Below are 22500 nucleotides of genomic sequence, written 5' to 3'. Positions count from 1 at the left end.
CAACACGAGAAGACAACCAACGTGGCCCTGATCGATCGGCGAAAGCTTCGCCATGTACCCGAGGCACCCACCAACCCCACGGCCGACCATCGCGGTGCTCCCGTCTTCGATGTCGCCGACCTCTACCGGGGTCCCATCAGTACGGGTGAGGAGCATGCCGGCGAGGTCGCGCTCGATGAAAAGCTGCGTCAGGCCTACTTCTGGATCGTCAACCAGGCGATCATCAGCCCGCATTACGACATCGACTACTTCCACGGCGCTCACCAAAGTTTCCGATTCGGCGACTCCCAAACCCAGGTCGATCTTCCCAGCGGCCAGTCCTACAGCAGCTTCGTCCTGATCCCCCTGCTCAACTTCGCGGTCCGGCGACGGTGCCTGCTCGTCGGCGGACCGGGCCGGGGCAAGACGGCCAGTGCGGTATTGATGGGCGTCTTGGCCGGCTACTCGGTTACCGAAATCCGCCGCGGGATGCAGCATGGTCATCCGGAGATGACGGTGGCAGACCTGCTGGGCAGCCCGCTGCCCGCCGACCTGATCAAAGCCGCCAGCCCGCAGGACATACGGATCGCCTGGCGGGCTTGGCTGCAGATGCGCGTCCGAATTGTCGACGAGTACAACCGGATTCCCACTCGCACCCAGTCGGCACTGCTGACGCTGATGGGCGACAACTACGCCGAGATGTTCGATCAGGTGCTGGAGTGTCCCGAGGCCGCCTGGTATCTGACCGCCAATGACGACGCCGGCGGCGGCACCTATCACGTGATCGAAGCGCTGCGCGATCGCATCGACGTGGTGGTGGCGGCGCTGAACTTCAACCCGCGCTTCCTCACCCATCTGCTCGACCGGATCGAGGCCGGCTTTCGTCCGGACGAAGTCGTACCCGAACAGCTGGTGTTCAGCGCCGCGGAGCTGGATCGGCTCTATGCGGAGGTCCTCGCCGTCGAGATTCCCTTCGAAGTGCGACGGCGGATCGAGTTCTTCGTCAGCCAATTCGAGTTCCTCGACGCCGCGGCCTGCACCCTGGAGTACAAGACAAAGGACACCGCACGGCTGGCCGGGCTCGATCCGCACCTGCTGGCCCTCGACGACACCGGCCGCGATCGCCTCGCCGACCTGGGCGCGCAAACCCATAACGGGCTGTCGGTGAGGTCGCTGCAGACCATTTTGGTATTTGCAAAAGCGTTGGCGTACTTCCGCGGAACTCGCATCGTCGCGATCGAGGACGTTCGGCACATACTGCCGTTCGTCCTGGTGAATCGGCTGGCCCAGGATCGCGACGCGCCGTTTTTCGAGGTGGCGGGCAACGCCGCCTACCGAGCCGACCGAGTCGGCTGGATCCGTCGGCTGTTCGAGCTGTCCTGCGCCCAATACGACCAGCAGGGACTCGACGCCGACGATCCGGTGGTCGATCTGTTCGCCGAGTTCGAGCTGGGCCTCGACGGCATCACCGAGCGCCAGGTGCGCGATCGACTGGTCCGCATCGAGCGCACATTGAGCGGCTGGTCGACCGGACGAAAGCTGTACGGCACCGTCTACGACGACATCATCGCGCTGAAGTACCTGCACCAGCGCTACACCAACTATCTCGCATGGCTGACCCATGACCCTGGTTGACGGTCCGATGGCCGCCGCGCTCGCCCAGCATCGGGACCGCTGCAACGCGATCGTCGCCAACGCGCGCCGAACCTACGTCGACTTCGACACCACCATCCTGGAGAACCACATTAGGGGCCCGCTGCGCGACGTCGTCGACTCCTGCGACCGGATCTCGCCCGGCTCCGGGGCGCGCGTGTTGGCCGCGGTATTCGACTCCGTTGTCGAACTCGTCGGCCAGCACCGCCTTGGCGGCGGCTCCCACGACCCGCTGCTGGCCGCGCTGCCGGGGTTGGCGCGGATCCTGCTCGACGAACCACGCAAGGTCTTCGGTTCACTCGCCAATGCCGTTGTCCACCTGCACCACTGCGGGCTATCCGTCGGCGAGTGGCTCACCCGCGTGACCACCGCGGCAGCCGACGGTAACCCGACGATGACGATGCGTGCCGGACAGGTCGCGGCCTGGCTGCTTGGCCTCAGCCAGTATCGCGACAGCGCCCTGAGCGTCGCGGCGACGCTCAGTGATGCCGCATTCAGCGCGGCAGTCGGCGTCGACGGAGTGACGGCAACCGACACCCTGCGACGGTTGCGGGACAACCGGTGGTGGCGACCCGGCCGAACCCCCACCGGCGCTCCGTCCGTCGCCCACCGGGTGGGGGCTTTCCGCGGGTTCGGAGGTCAGTTCTTGAGTCCGCCGCGGGTCGGGGTCCGGGCCGGGCACATCGTGGTCTGTTCCGGACCAGACGCCTGGTTGCTGCACGCCGATGCCTGGGGTGCCACGTTGACCCGCACCGAACCGCAGAGCATCGATTTTTCCTCGGCCACAAAGGCTTTCGTTCCCTCGGGGGTTCGCCCGGTCAGTGTCGCCGCTACCGCGGACATCACGGCGCTCACGGTGCCCACCAGCTATCAGGTGCTGGTCGTGGAGCCCGGCCGATGACGACCGTCACCACCGCGGCCGACGCCCGCCTCGAATGGCAGCGACGCTGGTCGGACGCCCTGGCGTTGTGGAGCCGGTTCACCCGGCTGCGTGAGCCGCAGTTGTGCACGACGACCGAGCAGGCCAACCGGTCGGGCCTGGACGGCAGCTTCGCCATGATCCGGCTGACCGACCAGCTGGTGGTGATCGACCTACAACAGGTGATCATGCGGAACCTGGTTGACCTGCCGTTGGAGATCATGGGTCACGAGATCGGCCACCACATCCTGTGTCCGGCCAACCTCACCGACCAAGCGCGGATGCTGGCCCGGATGCGCTGGGCGCTGCCGGGGGTGGAAGGCGCCGCACCGGCCGTGGCCAACCTCTACGCCGACCTGCACATCAACGACCGGCTGCAACGCGGCTCCGGCCTGCGCATGGACGAGGTGTATCGCCGGCTGAAAGCGCATGCCCCCGACGGACCGATCAGCGACTTGTGGCGCCTCTACCAGCGCATCTACGAGATCCTGTGGGCATTGCGCCGCGGCGACCTGGCCCCCGGTCCGCTGCCCGACCGGATCGAAGGCGACGCCCAGCTGGGAAGTCGGCTGGTGCGTGCCTACCGTTCGGACTGGCTCGACGGGGCCGCCGGGTTCGCCGCTCTATGCCTGCCGTATCTGGCCCAAGACCCTGACGCCCGCCGCGTTCTGGCCGGCTGGGACGACTCGCTGAACACGGCCGGGGGTGTGGTACCGCCCGGGCTCACCGACATCGACGCCGGCGAACGGACCGAGCCACTGCATCCCGCCAACGACCCGCGGGTCACCGAGGGCGCCGAACCCGTTGCAGCACAGCCGCTCTCAGAGGTCCCGTCGGCCTCGCCGCGGGGCCAGGCTCGCGAGCCCTTCCAGTACGGCGAACTGCTGCGCGCGCTGGGTCTGAAGCTGAGCGACCATGACGTCGCGGTCCGCTACTACCGGGAGGCGGCCCAGCGCCACCTCATCCCGTTCCCGTCGAGGCCGGCTCCTAGTACCGGAGACCTTGTTCCGGAAGGCCTTTCGCCGTGGACGGTGGGGGAGCCGATGGCCGACATCGACTGGCTGCACTCGGTCATTCGCAGCCCGCTCGTCATACCCGGAGTCACCACCGTCAAGCGAGTAATGGCCCCCGAGGAAGACCTGCCGCCGCGCCCGCAACCATTGGACCTCGACCTCTACATCGACTCGTCGGGCTCCATCGTCAACCCGCAACGACAGCTGTCTTTCCTGGCGCTGGCCGCAGCGATCATTGCGCTGTCCTGCCTGCGCTGCGGCGGCCGTGTCCAGGCCACCCTGTGGAGCGGGGCGCGGCGGTTCGAAACCACAGCCGGTTTCATCACCGACACCGAACGCGTCCTGCGGATCGTCACCGGCTACCTCGGCGGCGGCACCGCCTTTCCGATCCACGTGCTGCGCGACACCTACGCTGCTCGCACCGAACGGGACCGGCCCGTGCATGTGCTGGTGATCTCCGATGACGGCGTGACGACGATGTTCAACCGGGACGAACACGGCAACGACGGCGCAGTGATCGCCCGGGAATCGTTGGCTCGGGCGCGCGGCGGCGGCACCATGGTGCTCAACCTGTACCGGTGGCCCGACGACTTGAGCCCGGCCGTCGACATGGGCTGGGACGTGGTTTCGATCCGGGGCTGGGCAGAGTTGCTGGGTTTCGCCCGCCGTTTCGCGCGCCAGGCGTACCCGGCCGGGTGAGCGACATGTCCACGCCTTCAGTTGCCACGCTGGTTCATCGGCTGGCCGGCTGTCCGGACGACTTCTTGGCGCCGCCATTGATCGGTGACCGCGGAGTAGTCGCAGTCGCCGCGGTGCTCGGCGACACCCTGGCCTCATTGGGCGCCGCCTTACCCGATGACTGGCTGGCCGTCCTGACCCCCGGCCAAACGGACGCGGCGACGGAAAACTGGCTGCGAGCCTGTCTGGTGTCCTGCTGGCTGGCCAGCGACGAATCGGCACGATCTCTGTTGTCCGGGGCCGCTTTTCTGGGGTTGTTGGGTGAGGAGCTGTGGGCAATGGCCGCCTTGGTGCGCGCCGAACTGCTGGTGCGCGATCCCGACCGGCGTGAGGAACTCGCCCGTCTGGTGTTCCGCCGCGCGGGGGTGGTGCCCGCCGGCGAAACCGTTGAACAAGCGGCTGACCGGCTGTCCACCCTGGACTCGGCGACGCGGGCGCGCGTGGAGGCCGAGGCCCGAGCCGCCGAAGCGCGGGCCAAGGAAGTGCGCGCCGCCTTGGCCCGCAAGCGTGCCGAGGAAGCCGCGGCCCGAGCATCGAGGGAATAGCCCATGCCACGATTCACGCCCATGGGATCCGGCGTCGTTCCCTTCGAGGAACGCCATCCGCTCATTTCTGCCACCGGGCGGCAAACCCTTGATGCGCTGCTCGAAGCGCCCGACGCACCGTTGTGGAACCATCACTGCGGCGACCGCTTGAACCGCGAGGCGCTCGACCGAGTCAACGCCTACGCGACGTCCGTGGTCCTCGATCCCCCGCGCTGGCGTCCCGATCACCGACCGCCGTGGCTGGCCGGCTACCTTGCCCGCGCCCGGCAGGTCGTGCCGCGCTACCGCCAAACCGACGCCGCGTCACCGGCTTTCACCACCGAACGGGCGAACCTGGCCCGCGGCTGGTGGGAACTGGTTCCCGACGACGCCGACCTCGACGACCTCATCTGGTTCCCGACGTCGGGATCGGGACATCCGGCGGTCGTGGTGCCCACGCACCCGGTCTCGGTTTCCTGCTACTACCCCTTGCTGCTGGCGGCCGCCCGCTGGCATGGCGTCACCGTGCAGTTCCGGGCCGACCGCGCCGACTGGATGACCGTGGTGAGCCAGCGGCACGGCGGCTTCATCGTGCCGTCCTGGTCGTCATTTCTCGGCTGTGCGACCGCCAAGGTGAACCTCGAGGATGCGGGCTGGCCGGAGCCCCTGGCCCGACGGCGTTTCTTGGAGCACCACGATCCCCAGGTGATCACCGGCGACCCGGTCTCACTGAGTCAGCTCGCCGGGCTGGACGTGGACCTGCATCCCAAGGTGCTGATCTCCACCGCGTTACACCTCAGCGCCGCGACCAGGCAACGAGTTGCCCAGCGCTTCGGATGCCCGGTCGTCGACCTGTACTCCACCACCGAATCGGGCCCGGTCGCCGCCAGCCGTCCCGGACGCGGCATGGCCTTGCTGCAACCTCGGCTGTTCGTGGAGGTGCTCGACGATGCCGGCATGCCGTGTGCGCCAGGCGCTTTGGGGCAACTCGCCCTCACCGGCGGGATGAATCCGTACCTGCCGCTGCTGCGCTACCGCACCGGGGACAGCGCTCGGCTGGTGTGGTCGGGCGACCAGCCGGTCATCGAAGACTTGGTAGGCCGCACCCCGGTGATGTTGAGACGTGCGGACGGCACTCAAGCGAACTCGTTCGACGTCACCCAGCTATTCCAAGAGCTACCGCTGCGTCGCTGGGCGGTCCGTCAACACGCCGACACGTCGATCACCGTGCAACGGGAGCTGGAGGTCGGCGCTGCGGACAACGCCGACGACCGCATCGTTGCTGCCCTTCGGCGCGCGCTCGGCCCTGTCCCGGTAGCCGTCGAGCCGCTGACCGCACCCGACAAGGTCACTGCGTTCACCACCGCGAGGCCACGATGAGCTGGGCCGACTGTTCCTTCCTGACCTGCTCTGTGCTGCCGGTACGGATGGCCTGCCAGTGCAGCTGCCCGTTCTGCTTTTCGCGCTCGTCGATTTCCGCGCTGGAATCCGCGCCGGCCCGCTGGTCGGATGAGGAGCTGCGGACCCACTTCAACTGGTCGGCGAGCAGGGGTGCCAGCCGGATGGTGGTCACGGGAGGCGGCGAGCCGCTGCTGCGCCCTGACGAATGCGGGCGAGCCATTCGGTTGGCCGCCGACGTTTTCGACGAGATCGCGCTGTTCACCAACGGGGCCCGACTGAGTTCCCCCGTCGCCGCCGAGTTGCGGGCCGCGGGCCTTTCGTACCTGTGTTGGTCTCGCCACGCCGTGGATGACGCCGAGAACCGGGCGATCATGGGCGATGCCGCGCCCACGGCCGAGGCGGTGTTGGCGGCCGCGCACGGCGCGGGACTGCCGGTTCGAGCAACCTGCGTGATGAGTACCGCCGGTGTCGTCGACCCCGGCCAGGTCTGGGCGTACATCGGGGCGTTCACGGCACTGGGCATAACCGAATTCACGTTCAAGCACACATATGTGGCGTCGGCACGGTCGCTGTTTTCCTCGTCTGACGCCAACCTGTGGTGCCGGGAGCATCAGATTCACGCTGATCCGTTCGCCGGTCGTGGCCACGTCGTCGGGAAACTGCCATGGGGCCCCGAAATCCGTCGCATTGGGAAGGTGCAGGTATGCCATTACTACGAACCGACACCGGAGTGGGAGCTGCGGCATCGGCTGGCCCGCTCGTCCAACCTGCTGGCGGACGGCCGGGTGTACGCGTCGCTGGAAGACCGGGCCAGCCTGCTGTACCGGCTGGACTGCTCACCGATGCGGGCTGCGAACCGTTAGTCGACGCAGACCTGCTCGCGGGTGCTATCCCGCCGGATCAGGTCGAGTCGCTGCGCCCGCTACTACCCGTCGGTTCTCGCATCGCGGCCGAGGCATACCGGAGCGCCGTTGCGCAGCTGAGCGCCGACGACCTGTCCAACCATTACCGCGACGGCCAAGGCTGGCTGCGCCATGTCTTCGGACCCGCCCTGATTGACCGGGTGCAACGACTCAGCGAAGGCGAATGGGATTTAACCGGCTGGCAGCTTTTTTCGGCCGGCAGCGACGTCGACCTCATCACCCACATCACCGAGGCGGTGGCGGCCGCGGGCCAGGTGGTGATTTACCCGGGCGACTGGTACGGCTTCATGGTCGGCGCTACCCATGACCACGCCGTCCGGTTCGACGCCGCGCGATCAGCAGACCTGGCCTGCTTGTGCGTGCCGTCGGTGCGCAACGGTCACCTGACCAACGAGATGGTGGCCTTCCTGGCCCGCTCGCCGGCGCGACTACTCAACATCAACCTCTTTCCGACACTGGCCGCCGAAGACCGCGCGGAGATCGCCCGGGCGCTGCGGCCGCTGCTTCCCGGCGCGCTGTTGTCGATCAGTTTCAGCCGCGGGTTCGGCCTGACCGCGTCGCAGCTCGGCGTCCTGCTCGTCCCGCCCGGTCACCCGTTCGCAACCAGATACCGGCGGCAGTGGGACTGGTTCTCGTACTTCTACAACGCCCTGGCCGCTCGAGCCTTCATGGCCGTCGACATGGCAGCGCTGGCCGAGGTCGACGCCGCGCGGCGGGACTGGGTGGCCGATTGGCTTTCGGAGCGTCAGTTACCCGCCGTGGCATCGGGCAGCTACTACGTACGCAGCTTCCGTCCAGACGGACCCGTCGCAGATCACCTTCGACCGTTGTTCCGGCACGGGGTGTTGCGCTGTTGCCTCAAGCCGACGGTCACTGGGTAACAGCATCTTCGGGCGCCAACTCCCCTGATTACCGGTGACCGTCCTGCACGGGGTCGACGGAACACGGCGCCGCAGGACTATGTCCAACTGCACCGAAGCCTCACCTCGTCGACCACGCTCTGCCAGGACGCACCGTCCATGCACAGGTGGCTGGCGCTGAGCACCACCCGTTCCGGAGTCCCGGGCAGCAGCGACACCGCGAACAACCGGCCGGTGCGCATGTCGAAGGAAGCGCGTTGCCTGGCGACGACGTCGGCGACGGTAACCCCCGGGGGTTCCACTGCCCAGCCCCAACCACCGCCCGGACGAACCGCCCAGCAGTCGAAGAACGGCTCGAACACGGTACCCAGAGCGGGGTAGGCGGCGAAGATCTCCTCCACCACAGCGCGCGCCCGCCCCTGGTCCACGCGCGACTCGGCAACCAGCACAGCGGTGTGCATCAGCGGCTCGATGTCCTCGAGCCCGGGCAGCTCAGCGATATACGAGTAGGACGACACGTCCACAGACTCGGACGCCGTTCTCGGCGAATCCTTGGCGGATCCTTGAAGCTGTCACACTTTGGCGAGCCGTCTCGTCTGATGGGTATGACACAGAAAACCCGCATCGAGCCCCTGCCTCCACAGCGCGCCGGCCTGCTGGTGCGCGCCATGTACCGGGTCGCCAAGCGGCGCTTCGGTGAGGTTCCCGAGCCGTTCACCGTCGCCGCGCATCACCCGCGGCTGCTGGTCGCCAACGCCGTACACGAGACCATGCTGCAACGCGCCTCACGAACGCTGCCCGCCAGCGCACGCGAGCTCGCGGTGTTCTGGACCGCCCGCACCATCGGCTGCTCATGGTGTGTCGATTTCGGCGCCATGCTGCAGCGCCTCGACGGTCTCGACGTCGAAAGGCTCAAGGACATCGACAACTACGCGACCTCGCCCCGCTTCAGCGACGACGAGCGCGCCGCCATCGCCTACGCCGACGCGATGACCACCGATCCTCATTCGGTTACCGACGAGCAGGTCGAGGATCTGCGTGCCCGCTTCGGCGAAGCGGGCGTGATCGAGCTGACCTATCAAATTGGTGTGGAAAACATGCGGGCCAGGATGTACTCCGCGCTCGGCATCACCGAGCAGGGGTTCAATTCCGGCGATACGTGCCGCGTCCCCTGGGCTACGGCCTAACCCGCCACCGTCGGCCATATCGAGGACCGGACGGCTGAAAATCGTGTGTTAGCACATCCGGCCTGCCACCGACGGAGCCCCGATTCGTTCAAATTCTGAACTAAATCGTGCCTGATCCCGTACCATGTGACAGCAGTCCGAAGGTTGTCGGCCAACCTGAAAGGGGGCCGCCGATGTCGTCGTATGTGATCGCAGCACCCGACGCTATTGCCACAGCTTCCGGGAACTTGACCGGGATCGAGGAGGCGATCAGAAAGGCCGCGGCTGCAGCGTCGTCTTCGACGACGAGGATCGCCGTGGCTGCGGCCGACGAGGTGTCGACAGCGATCGCGACGCTTTTCGGCGGCTACGCCCAAGAGTTTCAAACACTGGTCGCCCGGACAACGCTGTTTCACAACGAGTTCTCGCGCGCGTTGAGCGCGGCCGGGGCCGCGTACGCGGCCGCCGAGGCCGCGAATGCGGCACCGCTGGGGTCGCTGTTGGCGCAAGTCGGAAGTCTATTTTCACCCCTTGAACGGCTGCTGGGGCCTCCGCTCATCGGTGGCCCCGGTAGCGCAACGCTGGGAGCGCTGCTCAACTCGGCCACCAATGCGGTGGGTTTGGGCGCAGTGCTGAACTTCCCCTCCACCGTCCTCACCGCCCCGGGCACCAACGGAGTGACCGGGGTCAGGATCGGGTTCTCGTTCCTGCAAATCCCCGTCGGCCCAAGTTCCTTCCTCGGCTTTACGATTCCCCAGTTCAACTACCCGGCCCCCGCGCTGTGGTACTTCCCGACGCAGGCGAACGGGTCGGTGAACGCCACCGGCACCGTCTATCTGCAGCACGGCTTCGGCGCTTTCGGTTTGTTGTACCAGCCGTTGGCCATCGAGCTGGCGCAACAGACCAACAGCGTCGTGGTCACTCCGACCATCCCGTCGATTCCGTTGCCGTTCGGCCTGTTTCTGAGCAGCCCGGAGATGCAGCAGGGCGTGGCGTCGTTGTTCCTGGGTCCCCAGACGAATCTGAACATCAGCGCGCAACGGGCCGGTTATTTCGGCACGCTGCCGCAGGATTTCATGCTGTCCGGACACTCCGCCGGCGGCGGCCTGGCCACGATCGCCGGCGGGAATTACCTCGCCGCCCTCGGGGGCGGCACCAACCACCTCAAGGGTGTGGTGATGTTCGACGGCGTCGCCAACAACGCCACGGCCTTCGGGAACGCGATCGCCAACCTGCAGGCGGCCAATGTCCCCGTCTATACGGTCGCCGCGCCACCGCAGCCGTGGAACGCCTTCGGCAACACCACGAATCAACTGGTCAGTCTGTACCCGAGCCAGTTCGTCGGGGCCGAGATCGTGGGCGGCTCGCACGTCGACTCGATGCTGGGCCTGAACCCCCTCACCGACCTCGTCCTGCAGTTGGTGACCGGGTTCTCCCCGCCCGGCGCCACCGCGGCGGTGTACACGCTGTCCACCGGCTGGATCAACGACATCTGGGCCGGAGCGAGCCCGCCCGCACCGATATACGGGATCTACGGGCCCACCGGCAACTACGTGCCGCCCGGCGGTCAGGCGATCTTCCTCGGCCCGACCGCGGCGATCATCCTGCCGGTGTAGCCCGCAACGGAGAGCCGGTGAACTTGTCGGGGTTGGCGATATCCCATATCGCACAGACCTTTCCGTCGCGCACCGTCATCGCGGTGATCCGCGGCGCCATGTCCCGATGCCCGTCGGCACCGGCGAAACCCGTTGTGTAGGCGCCCAGTTCGCCGTTGACCAGTGCCAGCTGATTCGCGGTGAAGAACGCCGGGCCGTAGCGACGGGCCAGACCGAACATGAACCGAACCACCTTGTCCGCGCCGTGAATGACCTGAACGGCGGTGGGGGCCTTGCCATTCGAGTCGCCGGTAAAGGTCACATCGGGATGCAGCAGCGACACCACGGTGTCCAGGTCGCCGGCGGCCATGGCGGCCATCAGCTTGCCGACCACCTCGTTGTGGGCGGGGTCCGGCCTCTGCGGCGCATCGGCCGCCTCCGACGCCAGGGCCTTGCGCGCCCGCGACGCCAGCTGCCGGGCGGCGGCTTCGTTGGTGCCCAGCACGTCGGCGATGTCGGCGAAGGGCACCGAAAACCCGTCGTGCAGCACGAACGCGACCCGCTGATCCGGCGACAGCCGTTCCAGTACCACCATCGCCGCGAACCGGGCATCTTCGGCGGCCACCACGGCGGCCAGCGGGTCGGCACCGTCCAACCCGGTGACTATAGGTTCGGGCAGCCAGTTGCCCGTGTAGGTCTCCCTGCGGTGTGCCGCCGACCTCAGCTTGTCCAGACCGAGCCGGCTCACCACCGTCGTCAGCCACGCCCGCAGGTCGTCGATCTCGCGGTCGTAGGTGTCCCAGCGCAGCCAGGCTTCCTGGACGATGTCCTCGGCGTCGGCCACGGTTCCGGTGAGCCGGTAGGCGACCGACATCAGATGCGGTCGCAGCGCCTCGAATTCGGTGATCTGCGTGGTCGCGACCATAGCCCGAGGGTAGCGCTACGCTCGCCAACAAATGACGAGCAACCTCTGGCTACATTTCGCCCGCCACGGCGCGGGAATCACACCGCCGGTCATCGCCCGCGGCGACGGCGTCACCATCTACGACGACCGCGGCAAAAGCTACCTCGACGCGCTGTCCGGGCTGTTCGTGGTGCAGGTCGGTCACGGCCGTGGCGAACTCGCCGAGGCCGCCGCGCGCCAGGCGGGCACCCTGTCGTACTTCCCGCTGTGGGGATATGCCACCCAGCCGGCGATCGAGCTTGCCGAGCGGCTCGCCCGCTACGCGCCCGGGGACCTGAACCGGGTGTTCTTCACCAGCGGCGGCACCGAGGCCGTCGAAACGGCCTGGAAAGTCGCCAAGCAGTACTTCAAGCTCACCGGCAAACCCGGTAAACACAAGGTCATTTCGCGCTCGGTCGCCTACCACGGCACCACCCAGGGCGCGCTGGCGATCACCGGCCTGCCGGCGTATAAGGCACCGTTCGAGCCGGTGACCCCGGGTGGGTTCCGGGTGCCCAACACCAACTTCTACCGCGCGCCGGTCACCGACGTCACGGTGTTCGGGCAGTGGGCCGCCGACCGGATCGCCGAGGCCATCGAGTTCGAAGGGCCCGACACCGTGGCCGCGGTGTTCCTGGAACCGGTGCAGAATGCCGGCGGTTCCATCCCGCCGCCGCCGGGCTATTTCCAGCGCGTCCGCGAGATCTGCGACTCCTACGACGTGCTGCTGGTCTCCGACGAGGTGATCTGCGCGTTCGGGCGGATCGGGTCGATGTTCGCCTGTGACGACTTCGGCTACGTGCCCGACATGATCACCTGCGCCAAGGGCCTGACCTCCGGCTACTCGCCGCTGGGCGCCATGATCGCCAGCGACCGGGTCTTCGAGCCGTTCAACGACGGCACGACGATGTTCGCGCACGGCTACACCTTCGGCGGTCATCCGGTGTCGACGGCCGTCGCGCTGGCCAACCTCGACATCTTCGAACGCGAGGGGCTCAACGACCGCGTCAAGCAGCACTCCCCCTTGCTGCGAGCCACCCTGGAAAGGCTCTACGACCTGCCGATCGTCGGCGATGTGCGCGGCGAGGGATTCTTCTTCAGCATCGAACTGGTCAAAGACCAGGCGACCAAGCAGACCTTCACCGGCGAGGAACGCCGATCGCTGCTGAGCCGGGTGTCCGCGGCGCTGTGGGAGGCCGGGCTGTATTGCCGCACCGACGACCGCGGCGATCCGGTGATCCAGCTGGCGCCACCGCTGATCAGCGGTCAGGCCGAATTCGACACCATCGAAGCCATCCTGCGCGCCGTACTCAGTGAAGTACGCCATTAAACCCAGAAGCGCCGCTTGGGCAGCACCTTCCTGACCGCCCCGACCGCCTCGCGCACCTGCAGCGCCCCCTCCTCGGTCGGGCTGCACAGGTACCTGGTCAGCGTGTCGCACAGCACCGTGAGCGCCGCCGTCAGCGCGGGATCCGTCGCCGCGTCGCGATGCGCGATCAGTTCCGCGCAGACCTCGTCGAGTCCGGAGTCGTCACCGCCAGCCAGTCCCTTCTCCACCAGCTTGAGCAGTTCCTTGAGGGCGCGTTTACGGGCGGCCGGTGCACCGGCAAGCGGTACAGCCTCCTTCATCGCGGTGACACCGCGCGCCGCAGCCGCTGCCGGGGCCGGCAGGAAGCCCACGGCCGATGCCACCCATCCCGACGGCAGCTCGACGGGCTGCACGACCTCCGTGAGCGGGCCGGCCTCGGTGTGTTCGGGATCGATGGCCACGAATGCGGTGAACCTCGACAACACCCCGAACCGGATCGAATGCGCCACCAGACGCTCGGCCAGCCCCTCGGAGTCGCGACCCGACGCGTAGTCGTCCTCCAGGTCACGCACTACCGAGCGGGCCCAAATCGTCTGCACCGCAACAGCTTCCGATGCAACCCGGGCGGGTAGAGCCGCCCGGAGCGGGCCGTCGGCGGCGTCGGCCTCGACGCGCAGCGTCACCTCGGTAACCGGGCCACGATAGCGCCCGGAGACCACGCAGGGCACGCCGGCGAAGGCGTCGGGTACCCGGCTGGGCGTGGTGCTGCCCTCGACGATCTCGAGACCCTCGGCGCGCACCCGCACCGCGGTCAGCGCCGGGCGTCCGATGGTCCGGGCCAGCCTGGACATCGCCTCGTCCAGGCGCGCCTCGGACTCCACCAGCTCGGCGCGCCCGCGACCCAGCCGGGCCAGCCGGTCCAGGAAGCCGGCGTTGACGGCACGGTCGATGCCCACGCAGTAGATCCGGATCCGCCCCAGCGACTGGGCCAGGGACCGCAACAAGTGGTCCTCGCCGGTGATCTGGCCGTCGGTCACCAGGACCACGCTGGCCTGCCGGCCTTCGTCCGAGCCGGCTAGCAGCTCCACGGCCCTGCGCAACGGCTCGGCCATCTCCGTCCCGCCCCGGCTGCGCAACGAGCCCAGCCACGACGCCGCCGCGAACCGGTTCTGGTCGGAGCCCTCGACCAGCCCCGGCGCCATATCTGTGGGCGTGTCGATGCGGTCGTCGAAAGCCAGTACGCAGAACCGGTCGACGGTGTCGAGCATGTCCACGATGCGCCCTGCCGCTCGGCGCGCGGCGACCATCTTCCAGCCGCCCATCGACCCCGAACGATCCAGCACCACAACCACATCGCGTGGCGCGCTGGACGGCTCGGCCGGCGGCACCAGGGTGACCGACCAGGTGCCTTCATCACCGTCGGCATCCGGAACCAGCAGCGCCGACGACGACAGCGCGCCGCGGTCGAGGCGGAAGCGCAGCACGAAATCACGGTCGGCCCGAGCGCCCGGCTCCACCCGCAGCCGGGTCGGCCCGTCGGCCGAATCTTCCAGGACGGCGGTGGGAAGTGAGGTCCGCAGGTCCGAGACCGGCAGGCCGGCGCTCTCGACGGTGAGCGAGATCTGCAGCTCCGGGCGCTCGTCGTCGTCGGCCAGCCGCGGTGGCGTGACCCGTGACGCGTCGGGCACCGCATCGGTGTCGCGCGCCACTCCCGGACCCGTCTGGTCGCCGGGCACCGGGGTTCCGGTGGTGTAGCGATGGGCCACCACGAGCGGGAAGCGGAAGGTGGCCTCGCCGTCCTCGAATGCCAGCGGGCCGGTCAGCCGCAGTTCGATGGTGGCTTCCTCACCCGGCCCGAGATTGCCCACCCGCACCGAGAACACATCGGAGCGGTCCTCCTCGACGATCGCGGCCCGCTGGCCCGCGGCCAGGGCCTGCTCGTAGTCCGTGCGGGCCTGGGCGCGCTCTTTGAGGACTCCGATCACCCGCCGCCCGGCCAGCGATGCCGCGAAATCGGTGACACCAGCGCGAGCCGGCAACGGAAACACGTAGGTCGCTTCGACGCTGGTTTCGCCGGAGTTGACGAAACGCTGGCGCACGGTCGAGGTCGCGGTCATCCCGACGACGACGGTGTCCACGCTGATCGCCTTCAGCGGCAGCCGCCGCCCATCCGCGGAGGTCAGCTCGCCGCGTCCGGTGGGTGCGGCAGCGACGGGGATCAGGGGCAGCAAGGTGGTGCTCATCGAGAGTCCTTTCGGGTAGCGGCCTGGGTAGCGGCGAGCAGCTCCAGCAACGGCGTGGCGGCCTGCCGCAAGGTGTCGAGGGCGGGCAGTGGGCCATCGACGAGCACCGTGACGGTGTCGGAGAGCCGGACGGCCTGAAGGCGGGCGGCCGGCGCCGGGGCCGTGTTCGGCGCCGGGGCCGGGTCGGCGGCGGGCGCCGGGGCAGCCTCCGGCACGGCACACCAGAAGCGGCCGGCGGCCCGCGACATTTCCGGGGCGGGCTCGAGATCTCCGAGGTCGGCCGGTATGACGCCGGGCGGGATCGCGGCCAGCGACGTCAGCTCCGCCGCCGACATCGAGGTCAAGCGCGCACCGATCTCCTCGAGCGACAAACCCTTGCCCTGCAGCCGCTTGATGGCGACCAGGCGCAGCAGGTGGGTTCGTCCGTAGGTCAGCGCACGTCCGCGGGTTCCGGGGCGCGGCAGCAAACCGCGCGCGGTGTAGTAGCGAATCATCCGCTCCGCCGGCATGGCCTTGGCCTGGCGGTTTTCCGGCGCCGCGCCCGACGCCCGCACGGCCGTGGCGGCCAGCGCGGCGAATTCGGGCAACGTGAGCAGTGACGGCATGATTATTTGACAGTGTTATCCATATAAATGACACTGTCAAATAGTATTTTTAACTTCCGCCTCATTAGTCACAGCGCGGCGTCCGGCGATCCGCCGGACCATCGCCTAATCTGCACAGCGATGTACTTCTTACGCGCCGCATCGTGCCTGGTCGCAGCCGTATTCCTGGCAGTCGGACCGGCCGCCGTACCGACCGCGCAAGCCGAACCCAACGCCGAGGCAAACAGCGCCGGAAATTGCCCGTACAAGGTGTCCACCCCGCCCGCGGTGGATTCCTCGGAAGTCCCCACCGCCGGTGATCCGCCGCTGCCGCTGGCGGTGCCCCCGACGCCGGTGGGCGGCAACGCGCTGGCCGGCTGCGGCATCATCACCGCACCGGACACCCCGCCAGTGCCCGGCGACGTGTCCGCCGAGGCGTGGCTGGTGGCCGACCTGGACAGCGGTGCGGTCATCGCCGCCCGCGATCCCCACGGCCGGCACCGCCCGGCCAGCATCATCAAGGTGCTGGTCGCCATGGCGGCGATCAACGAGCTGAACCTCAACAAGTCGGTCGCCGGAACCGACGATGACGCGGCCGCCGAGGGCACCAAGGTCGGCGTCGACGCCGGCGGCACCTACACCGTCAACCAGCTGCTGCACGGCCTGCTGATGCATTCGGGAAACGACGCCGCGCACGCGCTGGCCAGGCAACTCGGCGGCATGCAGATGGCCCTGGAAAAGATCAACGTGCTGGCCGCCAAGCTGGGCGGGCGCGACACCCGGGTGGCGACGCCGTCCGGGCTGGACGGGCCCGGGATGAGCACCTCGGCCTACGACATCGGCCTGTTCTACCGGTACGCCTGGCGCAACCCTACTTTCGCCGACATCGTCGCCACCCGCAGCTACGACTTCCCCGGCCACGGCGACCATCCCGGCTACGAACTGGAAAACGACAACCAGCTGCTCTACCACTACCCGGGTGCCCTGGGCGGCAAGACCGGTTACACCGACGACGCCGGGCAGACCTTCGTCGGCGCCGCCAACCGCAACGGCCGCCGGCTGATGGCGGTGCTGCTGCACGGCACCCGGCAGCCGATCGCGCCGTGGGAACAAGCCGCCCACCTGCTGGACTACGGCTTCAGCACGCCTGCGGGCACCCAGGTCGGCTCGCTGATCGAACCCGACCCCGCGCTGGCGTCGGGCAAGGACAAACCGGCCAATCGCCAGCCGGATGCCTCCCAAGCGGCCGGCCTCATGTCGGATGCCGAGGCTTTGCCGGTGCGGGTGGGGGTGGCGGTGCTCGGCGCCGTCGTCGTGTTCGGGTTGATCCTGGTCGCAAGGTCGATGAACAGCCGCGCTCAGCACTAGACTCTGCGGGATGACTGCCCTGTACGAGGACGCCGGCCTGCTGCTGGACGACGACGGAATCACCATCCGTCGCTACTACTTCCCCTTTGCTGGGTCGAAGCGAATCCCCTACCGCGACGTCAAGGACGTCACGACCGAACAGATGGGCTGGGCGTCCGGCAAGGGCCGATTGTGGGGCGCGACGGACCCGCGCTACTGGTTCCCGCTGGACCTGAAGCGGGGCAGCAAGAACACGCTGCTGGTCCTCGATGTGGGCAGTCGGGTCAAACCCTGTATCACCCCCGAGGATCCCGACCGCGTCATCGGTCTGCTCAAGTCCCGGATACCGGCCAGCTGAGCTGTCCGTGCAGCGGGGAATACTGGTCGGGCTCACCGCGGCCAGCGTCGGCCTCATCTACGGCTACGACCTGTCCAGCATCGCCGGAGCGCTGCTGTTCGTCACCGAGGAGTTCGGTCTCACCACACGCCAGCAGGAGCTGCTGACCACGACCGTGGTGATCGGCCAGATCATCGGGGCGCTGGGGGCCGGCGTGCTGGCCAATGCGATCGGGCGCAAGAAGTCGACGGTGCTGCTCACCGCCGGCTTCGCGGTGTTCGCGCTGCTCGGCGCGTCGGCCGTCTCCTTGCCCATGCTGCTGGTCGCGCGCCTGTTGTTGGGGGTGGCCATCGGTGTGGCGGTGGTAGTGGTTCCGGTGTACGTGGCCGAATCCGCACCCACGGCGGTGCGCGGTTCGTTGCTGACCGCGTATCAGGTGGCCATTCTCAGCGGCATCATTCTGGGCTACCTGGTGGGTTATCTGCTGGCCGGCTCGCACAGCTGGCGGTGGATCCTGGGGCTCGCCGCGGTGCCCGCGACACTGCTGCTGCCATTGCTGATGCGCCTGCCCGACACCGCTCGCTGGTACCTGCTCAAGGGCCGCGCCGACGACGCGCGACGAGCGCTGCTGCGCGTTGAACCCGAGGCCGACGTCGATACCCAGCTGGCCGACATGGCCGGCGCCCTCGGCGAAGGCCGCGGCCGGGTGTCCGAGATGCTGCGCCAACCCTATCGGCGCGCCACCGTGTTCGTCGTCACCCTCGGCTTTCTGGTCCAGATCACCGGGATCAACGCGATCATCTACTACAGCCCGCGGATCTTTGCCGCCATGGGTTTCACGGGTGATTTCGCGTTGTTGGGGCTGCCCGCGCTGGTGCAGCTGGCCGGATTGTCGGCGGTGTTCGTTTCGCTGTTTTCGGTCGACCGGTGGGGCCGGCGCCCAATCCTACTGTCGGGCATCGCGATGATGATCGCCGCCGACGGCCTGCTGGTCGTGACATTCAGCCATAGTGCCGGCAGCGGATTGATCGGCGGATTCGGCGGCGTGCTGCTGTTCATCGTCGGTTTCAACTTCGGGTTCGGCTCGCTGGTGTGGGTGTATGCCGGCGAAAGCTTTCCCTCCCGGCTGCGGTCAATGGGGTCGAGCGTGATGCTCACCTCGACCCTGACGGGCAACGCGATCGTCGCCGCGTTCTTTCTCACCATGCTGCATTGGCTCGGCGGCGCAGCCGTTTTCGCGCTCTTCGGGGCGCTGGCTGTGATCTCCTTCGTGGTGGTCCTCGGGTATGCGCCGGAGACCAAGGGCCGCGAGCTCGAGGAGATCCAGCGGTACTGGGAGAACGGCGGTCACTGGCCTACCGAACCGTCCCCAGCCCCGGAAACTCGGTGAGCCTGATCCACGCCGGCGCCGCCGTCATCGACGGGCAGGTGTGCCGGCCGGGCTGGGTGCAGACAGCCGGCCCAACGATTTCGGCCTGCGGCGCCGGCCGGCCGGCGCAGCCGCCCGACGTCGATTTCCCCGACGCCCTGCTGGTGCCCGGCTTTGTCGACATGCACGTGCACGGCGGCGGCGGCGCATCGGTCACCGACGGCGACATCGGCCGGGCGGCGAGGTTTCACGCGCGCCACGGCACCACGACCATGCTGGCAAGCCTGGTCACCGCGGCGCCGGCAGCCTTGCTCGATGCCGTGACTCGTGCCGCCCAAGCGACCCGGTTGGGCGCCGTCGCCGGCATCCATCTGGAAGGACCGTGGCTGAGTCGAGCGCGCTGCGGCGCACATGATCCCACGCAGCTGCGCGCCCCGGACCCCGCCGAGATCGAGGCGGTGCTGGCCGCCGCCGACGGCACCATCCGAATGGTGACACTGGCTCCCGAGCTGCCCGGCGCCGACCGGGCGATCCGTCGCCTCCTGGATGCGAACGTTGTTGTGGCTGTGGGCCATTCGGATGCCACGTACGAGCAGACCCGCCATGCCGTCGAACTCGGCGCCACGGTGGGCACCCACCTGTTCAACGCGATGCCGCCGCTGGACCATCGCGCACCCGGGCCCGCGCTGGCCTTGCTGGCGGATCCCCGGGTGACGGTCGAACTGATCGCCGACGGCGTCCACGTTCACCCGGCCGTGGTACGGGCGGTGATCGCGGCCGCCGGCCCTGACCGGGTTGCCCTGATCACCGACGCGATGGCCGCCGCCGGATACGGCGACGGAGCATACTGGCTGGGCTCGGTGCCGATCGATGTCGAGTCCGGGGTGGCGCGGGTGCGCGGGACGTCGACCATCGCCGGCAGCACGGCCACCATGGATGAGTTGTTTCGCGGCGTGGCCGGACCCGATCCGGACGACGACGCGCTGGCCGCCGCGGTGCAGATGACCTCGACGACCCCGGTCGGCGCTCTCGGGCTGGCGGGCATCGGCAGTCTGCGGGCCGGCCTGGACGCCGATCTCGTTGTGCTGGACCGAGATCTGCGGGTTGCCGCGGTGATGGCCCACGGCGAGTGGATCGACTTCTGACGATCGGCTGCACCGCAAACCCATGGCACGCGGCGCTTAGCCTGGCACGTCTTCATCCTGTTCATCCCGCACCGCAGCGGTCGAGAAGCTGCGAAGCGGTTGTGTACACCCAACGTCGGCTGATCATTGCGTTATGCAACTGTTTCCCTACGGTATATCTCGCATGGCGCGGCCCTTGCGAAGCATGCACAATAGGCGCCGGTGTTGCTCGACCAGACCGGGACCGAGCAAGGAGGCAAGACGCGATCAGAAGGAGTGCGAGGGTAATGCTGCGAGTCGTTCCCGAAGGTCTGGCAGCCGCCAGCGCCGCGGTCGAGGCGCTCACCGCGCGGCTCACGGCCGCGCACGCCGGCGCCGCACCGCTGATCACGGCGGTGGTGCCCCCGGCAGCCGACCCGGTCTCGGTGGCGACGGCGGCCGGGTTCAGCGTCCAGGGCGACATTCATGCCACGGTTGCGGCCGGCGGCGTCGAAGAGCTCGGGCGCTCCGGTGCCGCTCTCGGCGAGTCCGGTATCGGCTATGCCGCCGGTGATGCCGTGGCTGCGTGCGCGTACGGGATTTCGGGCGGCCTGGCATGACGGCACCCATCTGGTTTGCCTCGCCACCAGAGGTCCATTCAGCGTTGCTCAGTTCCGGTCCCGGTCCCGCTTCCCTGTTGACGGCCGCCGCGTCGTGGACGTCGCTGAGTTCCGAATATGCTGCTGCCGCAGAAGAACTCGCTGCCGCGCTAACGGTGGTGCACACCGCAGCGTGGCAAGGGCCGAGTGCGGAGAGCTACGCGGCCGCCCACGCGCCGTACCTGGCCTGGCTGACCCAGATCAGTGCCGACAGCGCGGTGATGGCAGCCCAGCACGAGGCCGCGGCCGGAGCCTATGCCAGCGCGCTGGCGGCCATGCCGACGCTGGCCGAACTGGCCGCCAACCACACCACGCACGCGGTGTTGGTGGGGACGAACTTCTTTGGCATCAACACGATTCCGATTGCCCTCAACGAGGCCGACTACATGCGGATGTGGGTCCAGGCGGCCACGACGATGAGCGGCTACCAGGCCGTTGCGGGCACGGCGCTGGCGTCGGCACCTCAGACCACACCGGCGCCGGTACTGCTCAATGCCGGCCTGGGTGCAGCCGCTGCCATCCCGGGCATTGCCGCCACAGTGGGCGAACTGCCGATCATCATTGTGATATTGATCCAGATCATCCTGATATCACTGGAGATCCTGTTCGCCATCGTGGCATATGCCATCGTCATCGCGCTCATCACGCCGCTGCTGATATTCACCTACGCGATAGTCTTCGCGATCCTGGCGCTCATCCTGGGACCGCCGTTGCTGCTGATCGCATCGCCATTCCTGCTGGGCGGGTCACTGCTTGCGCTGCCGGCTGCGGCGGCGATTCCGTTGTCGACGGCGTTGCCGATCGGGATTACTCAGTACCTCGCGGCTGACGCCGAACTCAAGACGGCCGACGCCGTGCCCGTTGCCGCGCCCGCGGTGATGGCATCGGCGGTAAGCGAGTCTTCTCCCGTGCGGTCCGCGGCGAGCCGGGCTCCGGAAGCAAGACTGGTGTCGGCTGTGGAACCAGGTTCGGTGGTGGCTTCTGACCAGGGCGCGGGCCTGTCCGGATTTGCCGGCACCGCCATCAAGGAGACCGTCACGCAGCCGTCGGGGTTGGCGGATGTGCCGGCCGGCGAGCTTGCCAGTGGTGCACGGATGCCGATGCTGCCGGCGACCTGGGAGTCGAAACAGCTTGCAGCATCCGGTCATTGAGACGACGACGAGCAGCCCGAAACCACTCGGAGAACAACCGTTATGAGTATGTTGGAGCCATATTCCACAGCTGGTCGCGCCCCAGTCGGTATTTGCCGCCACTGCAGGGTTGATGCGGCACAGGATCGATCAGGCCGAGCAATCAGCGACGGCGGCCCAGGCGTTTCACGTCGGGCAGTCCGCGGCGGCTTTCCAGAGTGCCCACGCCCGTTTCGTGGCGGCCGTTGCGCAGGTCAACGCCTTGCTGGACATTGCGCAAGCCAACCTGGGCGACGCCGCGGGCACCTGTGTGGCCGCTGACGGCGCCGCCGCGTCCACCTACACCGGGTTCTGAGTGGCCCTAGAACCGCGAAAGGCTTTGTGATGTCACAGATCATGTACAACTACCCGGCGATGATGGCGCACGCCGGCGACATGTCCGGCTATGCCGGCACGCTGCACAGCCTGGGCGCGGATATCGCCAGTGAGCAAGCCGCGCTGGCGAATGCCTGGCAAGGCGATACCGGCATGACCTATCAATCCTGGCAGGCGCAATGGAGCCAGGCCCTGCAAGACCTGGTGGGGGCGTATCAGTCGATGGCCGGCACGCACCAATCCAACACCACCGCCATGATGGCCCGCGACCAGGCCGAAGCCGCCAAGTGGGGCGGCTAGCTCAGCTGGGGCCGGAATGGGCACTGGCCC

The 22500-nt window shown here is 68.1% G+C and carries 21 protein-coding genes and 2 pseudogenes; 18 read left to right on the top strand and 5 right to left on the bottom strand.

Annotated elements, in window-relative coordinates:
* The first annotated feature begins 21 nt into the window (after positions 1–21).
* The 5 genes from MKAN_RS19815 to MKAN_RS30675 are packed head-to-tail and all read left to right on the top strand — an operon-like array spanning position 22 to position 6206.
* Positions 22–1614 (top strand): AAA family ATPase, encoded by a 1593-nt coding sequence (locus tag MKAN_RS19815; RefSeq protein ID WP_023371356.1) that lies wholly within the window; start codon positions 22–24, stop codon positions 1612–1614.
* Positions 1601–2533 carry a hypothetical protein gene (locus MKAN_RS19810; RefSeq protein WP_023371354.1) on the top strand — a complete coding sequence of 311 codons (933 nt, stop codon included), beginning with the start codon at positions 1601–1603 and terminating at the stop codon, positions 2531–2533. Before MKAN_RS19815 ends, MKAN_RS19810 begins: the two co-directional genes overlap by 14 nt.
* Positions 2530–4263 (top strand): hypothetical protein, encoded by a 1734-nt coding sequence (locus MKAN_RS19805; protein WP_023371352.1) that lies wholly within the window; start codon positions 2530–2532, stop codon positions 4261–4263. The genes MKAN_RS19810 and MKAN_RS19805 overlap by 4 nt, the downstream gene beginning before the upstream one ends.
* Before the next feature lie 5 nt (positions 4264–4268).
* Positions 4269–4847, top strand: a complete 579-nt coding sequence (locus tag MKAN_RS19800) for a hypothetical protein (RefSeq protein WP_036444188.1) — start codon at positions 4269–4271, stop codon at positions 4845–4847.
* 3 nt (positions 4848–4850) lie between these two features.
* Positions 4851–6206: a phenylacetate--CoA ligase family protein gene (locus tag MKAN_RS30675; RefSeq protein ID WP_129111625.1), complete on the top strand. Its 1356-nt coding sequence runs from the start codon at positions 4851–4853 to the stop codon at positions 6204–6206.
* Here the strand turns inward: MKAN_RS30675 and MKAN_RS32150 are convergent.
* Positions 6184–6399: a hypothetical protein gene (locus tag MKAN_RS32150; protein WP_023371346.1), complete on the bottom strand. Its 216-nt coding sequence runs from the start codon at positions 6397–6399 to the stop codon at positions 6184–6186. The genes MKAN_RS30675 and MKAN_RS32150 overlap by 23 nt on opposite strands.
* On the opposite strand from MKAN_RS32150, the pseudogene MKAN_RS32145 reads away from it, so the two are divergent.
* Both MKAN_RS32145 and MKAN_RS32140 read left to right on the top strand, forming a co-directional pair.
* Positions 6299–6622: pseudogene (locus MKAN_RS32145) on the top strand (hypothetical protein); the annotation flags it as partial. The gene MKAN_RS32150 and the pseudogene MKAN_RS32145 sit on opposite strands and share 101 nt — an antisense overlap.
* Before the next feature lie 308 nt (positions 6623–6930).
* Positions 6931–8031 (top strand): hypothetical protein, encoded by a 1101-nt coding sequence (locus MKAN_RS32140; RefSeq protein WP_225722795.1) that lies wholly within the window; start codon positions 6931–6933, stop codon positions 8029–8031.
* Between the two features lie 77 nt (positions 8032–8108).
* Here MKAN_RS32140 and MKAN_RS19780 read toward each other — a convergent pair whose 3' ends face one another.
* Positions 8109–8471, bottom strand: a complete 363-nt coding sequence (locus MKAN_RS19780) for a condensation domain-containing protein (RefSeq protein WP_042313817.1) — start codon at positions 8469–8471, stop codon at positions 8109–8111.
* Between the two features lie 111 nt (positions 8472–8582).
* Here MKAN_RS19780 and MKAN_RS19775 point away from each other — a divergent pair.
* Together MKAN_RS19775 and MKAN_RS19770 are read left to right on the top strand one after the other, a co-directional pair.
* Positions 8583–9197 (top strand): annotated as a pseudogene (locus MKAN_RS19775) (carboxymuconolactone decarboxylase family protein); the annotation flags it as partial.
* Positions 9198–9370: 173 nt separating this feature from the next.
* The gene (locus tag MKAN_RS19770; protein ID WP_023371336.1) at positions 9371–10792 is read left to right on the top strand and encodes a PE family protein; all 1422 of its coding nucleotides are present in this window, start codon (positions 9371–9373) and stop codon (positions 10790–10792) included.
* On the opposite strand, the gene MKAN_RS19765 is transcribed toward MKAN_RS19770, so the two are convergent.
* Complete coding sequence (locus tag MKAN_RS19765) at positions 10776–11696, bottom strand: sigma-70 family RNA polymerase sigma factor (protein WP_023371334.1); 921 nt, start codon at positions 11694–11696, stop codon at positions 10776–10778. The genes MKAN_RS19770 and MKAN_RS19765 overlap by 17 nt on opposite strands.
* 31 nt (positions 11697–11727) lie before the next feature.
* On the opposite strand from MKAN_RS19765, the gene MKAN_RS19760 reads away from it, so the two are divergent.
* Positions 11728–13044, top strand: a complete 1317-nt coding sequence (locus MKAN_RS19760; protein ID WP_023371332.1) for an aspartate aminotransferase family protein — start codon at positions 11728–11730, stop codon at positions 13042–13044.
* Here the strand turns inward: MKAN_RS19760 and MKAN_RS19755 are convergent.
* A complete protein-coding gene (locus MKAN_RS19755; RefSeq protein WP_023371330.1) occupies positions 13041–15266 on the bottom strand; it encodes a VIT domain-containing protein in 2226 nt (741 codons plus the stop codon). The two genes, MKAN_RS19760 and MKAN_RS19755, sit on opposite strands and share 4 nt — an antisense overlap.
* On the bottom strand, positions 15263–15871 hold the full coding sequence (locus MKAN_RS19750) for a MerR family transcriptional regulator (RefSeq protein ID WP_023371328.1): 609 nt from the start codon (positions 15869–15871) through the stop codon (positions 15263–15265). Before MKAN_RS19750 ends, MKAN_RS19755 begins: the two co-directional genes overlap by 4 nt.
* A gap of 120 nt (positions 15872–15991) precedes the next feature.
* Between MKAN_RS19750 and dacB1 the strand changes: the two genes are divergently transcribed.
* The 8 genes from dacB1 (at position 15992) to MKAN_RS19710 (ending at position 22470) form a co-directional block, all read left to right on the top strand.
* The gene (dacB1, locus tag MKAN_RS19745) at positions 15992–17218 is read left to right on the top strand and encodes a D-alanyl-D-alanine carboxypeptidase DacB1 (RefSeq protein ID WP_023371326.1); all 1227 of its coding nucleotides are present in this window, start codon (positions 15992–15994) and stop codon (positions 17216–17218) included.
* A 10-nt stretch (positions 17219–17228) separates the two neighbouring features.
* Positions 17229–17555 carry a PH domain-containing protein gene (locus MKAN_RS19740; protein WP_023371324.1) on the top strand — a complete coding sequence of 109 codons (327 nt, stop codon included), beginning with the start codon at positions 17229–17231 and terminating at the stop codon, positions 17553–17555.
* A 7-nt stretch (positions 17556–17562) separates the two neighbouring features.
* Complete coding sequence (locus MKAN_RS19735) at positions 17563–18924, top strand: sugar porter family MFS transporter (RefSeq protein WP_023371322.1); 1362 nt, start codon at positions 17563–17565, stop codon at positions 18922–18924.
* On the top strand, positions 18921–20048 hold the full coding sequence (nagA, locus tag MKAN_RS19730; protein ID WP_023371320.1) for an N-acetylglucosamine-6-phosphate deacetylase: 1128 nt from the start codon (positions 18921–18923) through the stop codon (positions 20046–20048). Before MKAN_RS19735 ends, nagA begins: the two co-directional genes overlap by 4 nt.
* Positions 20049–20314: 266 nt before the next feature.
* Positions 20315–20626, top strand: a complete 312-nt coding sequence (locus MKAN_RS19725) for a PE family protein (protein ID WP_023371318.1) — start codon at positions 20315–20317, stop codon at positions 20624–20626.
* Positions 20623–21816 carry a PPE family protein gene (locus MKAN_RS19720; RefSeq protein WP_023371316.1) on the top strand — a complete coding sequence of 398 codons (1194 nt, stop codon included), beginning with the start codon at positions 20623–20625 and terminating at the stop codon, positions 21814–21816. The genes MKAN_RS19725 and MKAN_RS19720 overlap by 4 nt, the downstream gene beginning before the upstream one ends.
* A gap of 61 nt (positions 21817–21877) precedes the next feature.
* Positions 21878–22150, top strand: coding sequence for a hypothetical protein (locus MKAN_RS19715; protein ID WP_036391047.1), 273 nt, complete (start codon positions 21878–21880; stop codon positions 22148–22150).
* Between the two features lie 29 nt (positions 22151–22179).
* A complete protein-coding gene (locus MKAN_RS19710) occupies positions 22180–22470 on the top strand; it encodes a WXG100 family type VII secretion target (protein ID WP_023371312.1) in 291 nt (96 codons plus the stop codon).
* Positions 22471–22500 lie beyond the last annotated feature (30 nt).

Source organism: Mycobacterium kansasii ATCC 12478, assembly GCF_000157895.3.
In the GTDB taxonomy this organism is placed as follows: domain Bacteria; phylum Actinomycetota; class Actinomycetes; order Mycobacteriales; family Mycobacteriaceae; genus Mycobacterium; species Mycobacterium kansasii.
Note: the sequence above shows the minus strand (reverse complement) of the source record. Positions and strands in the feature narration are given on the sequence as shown.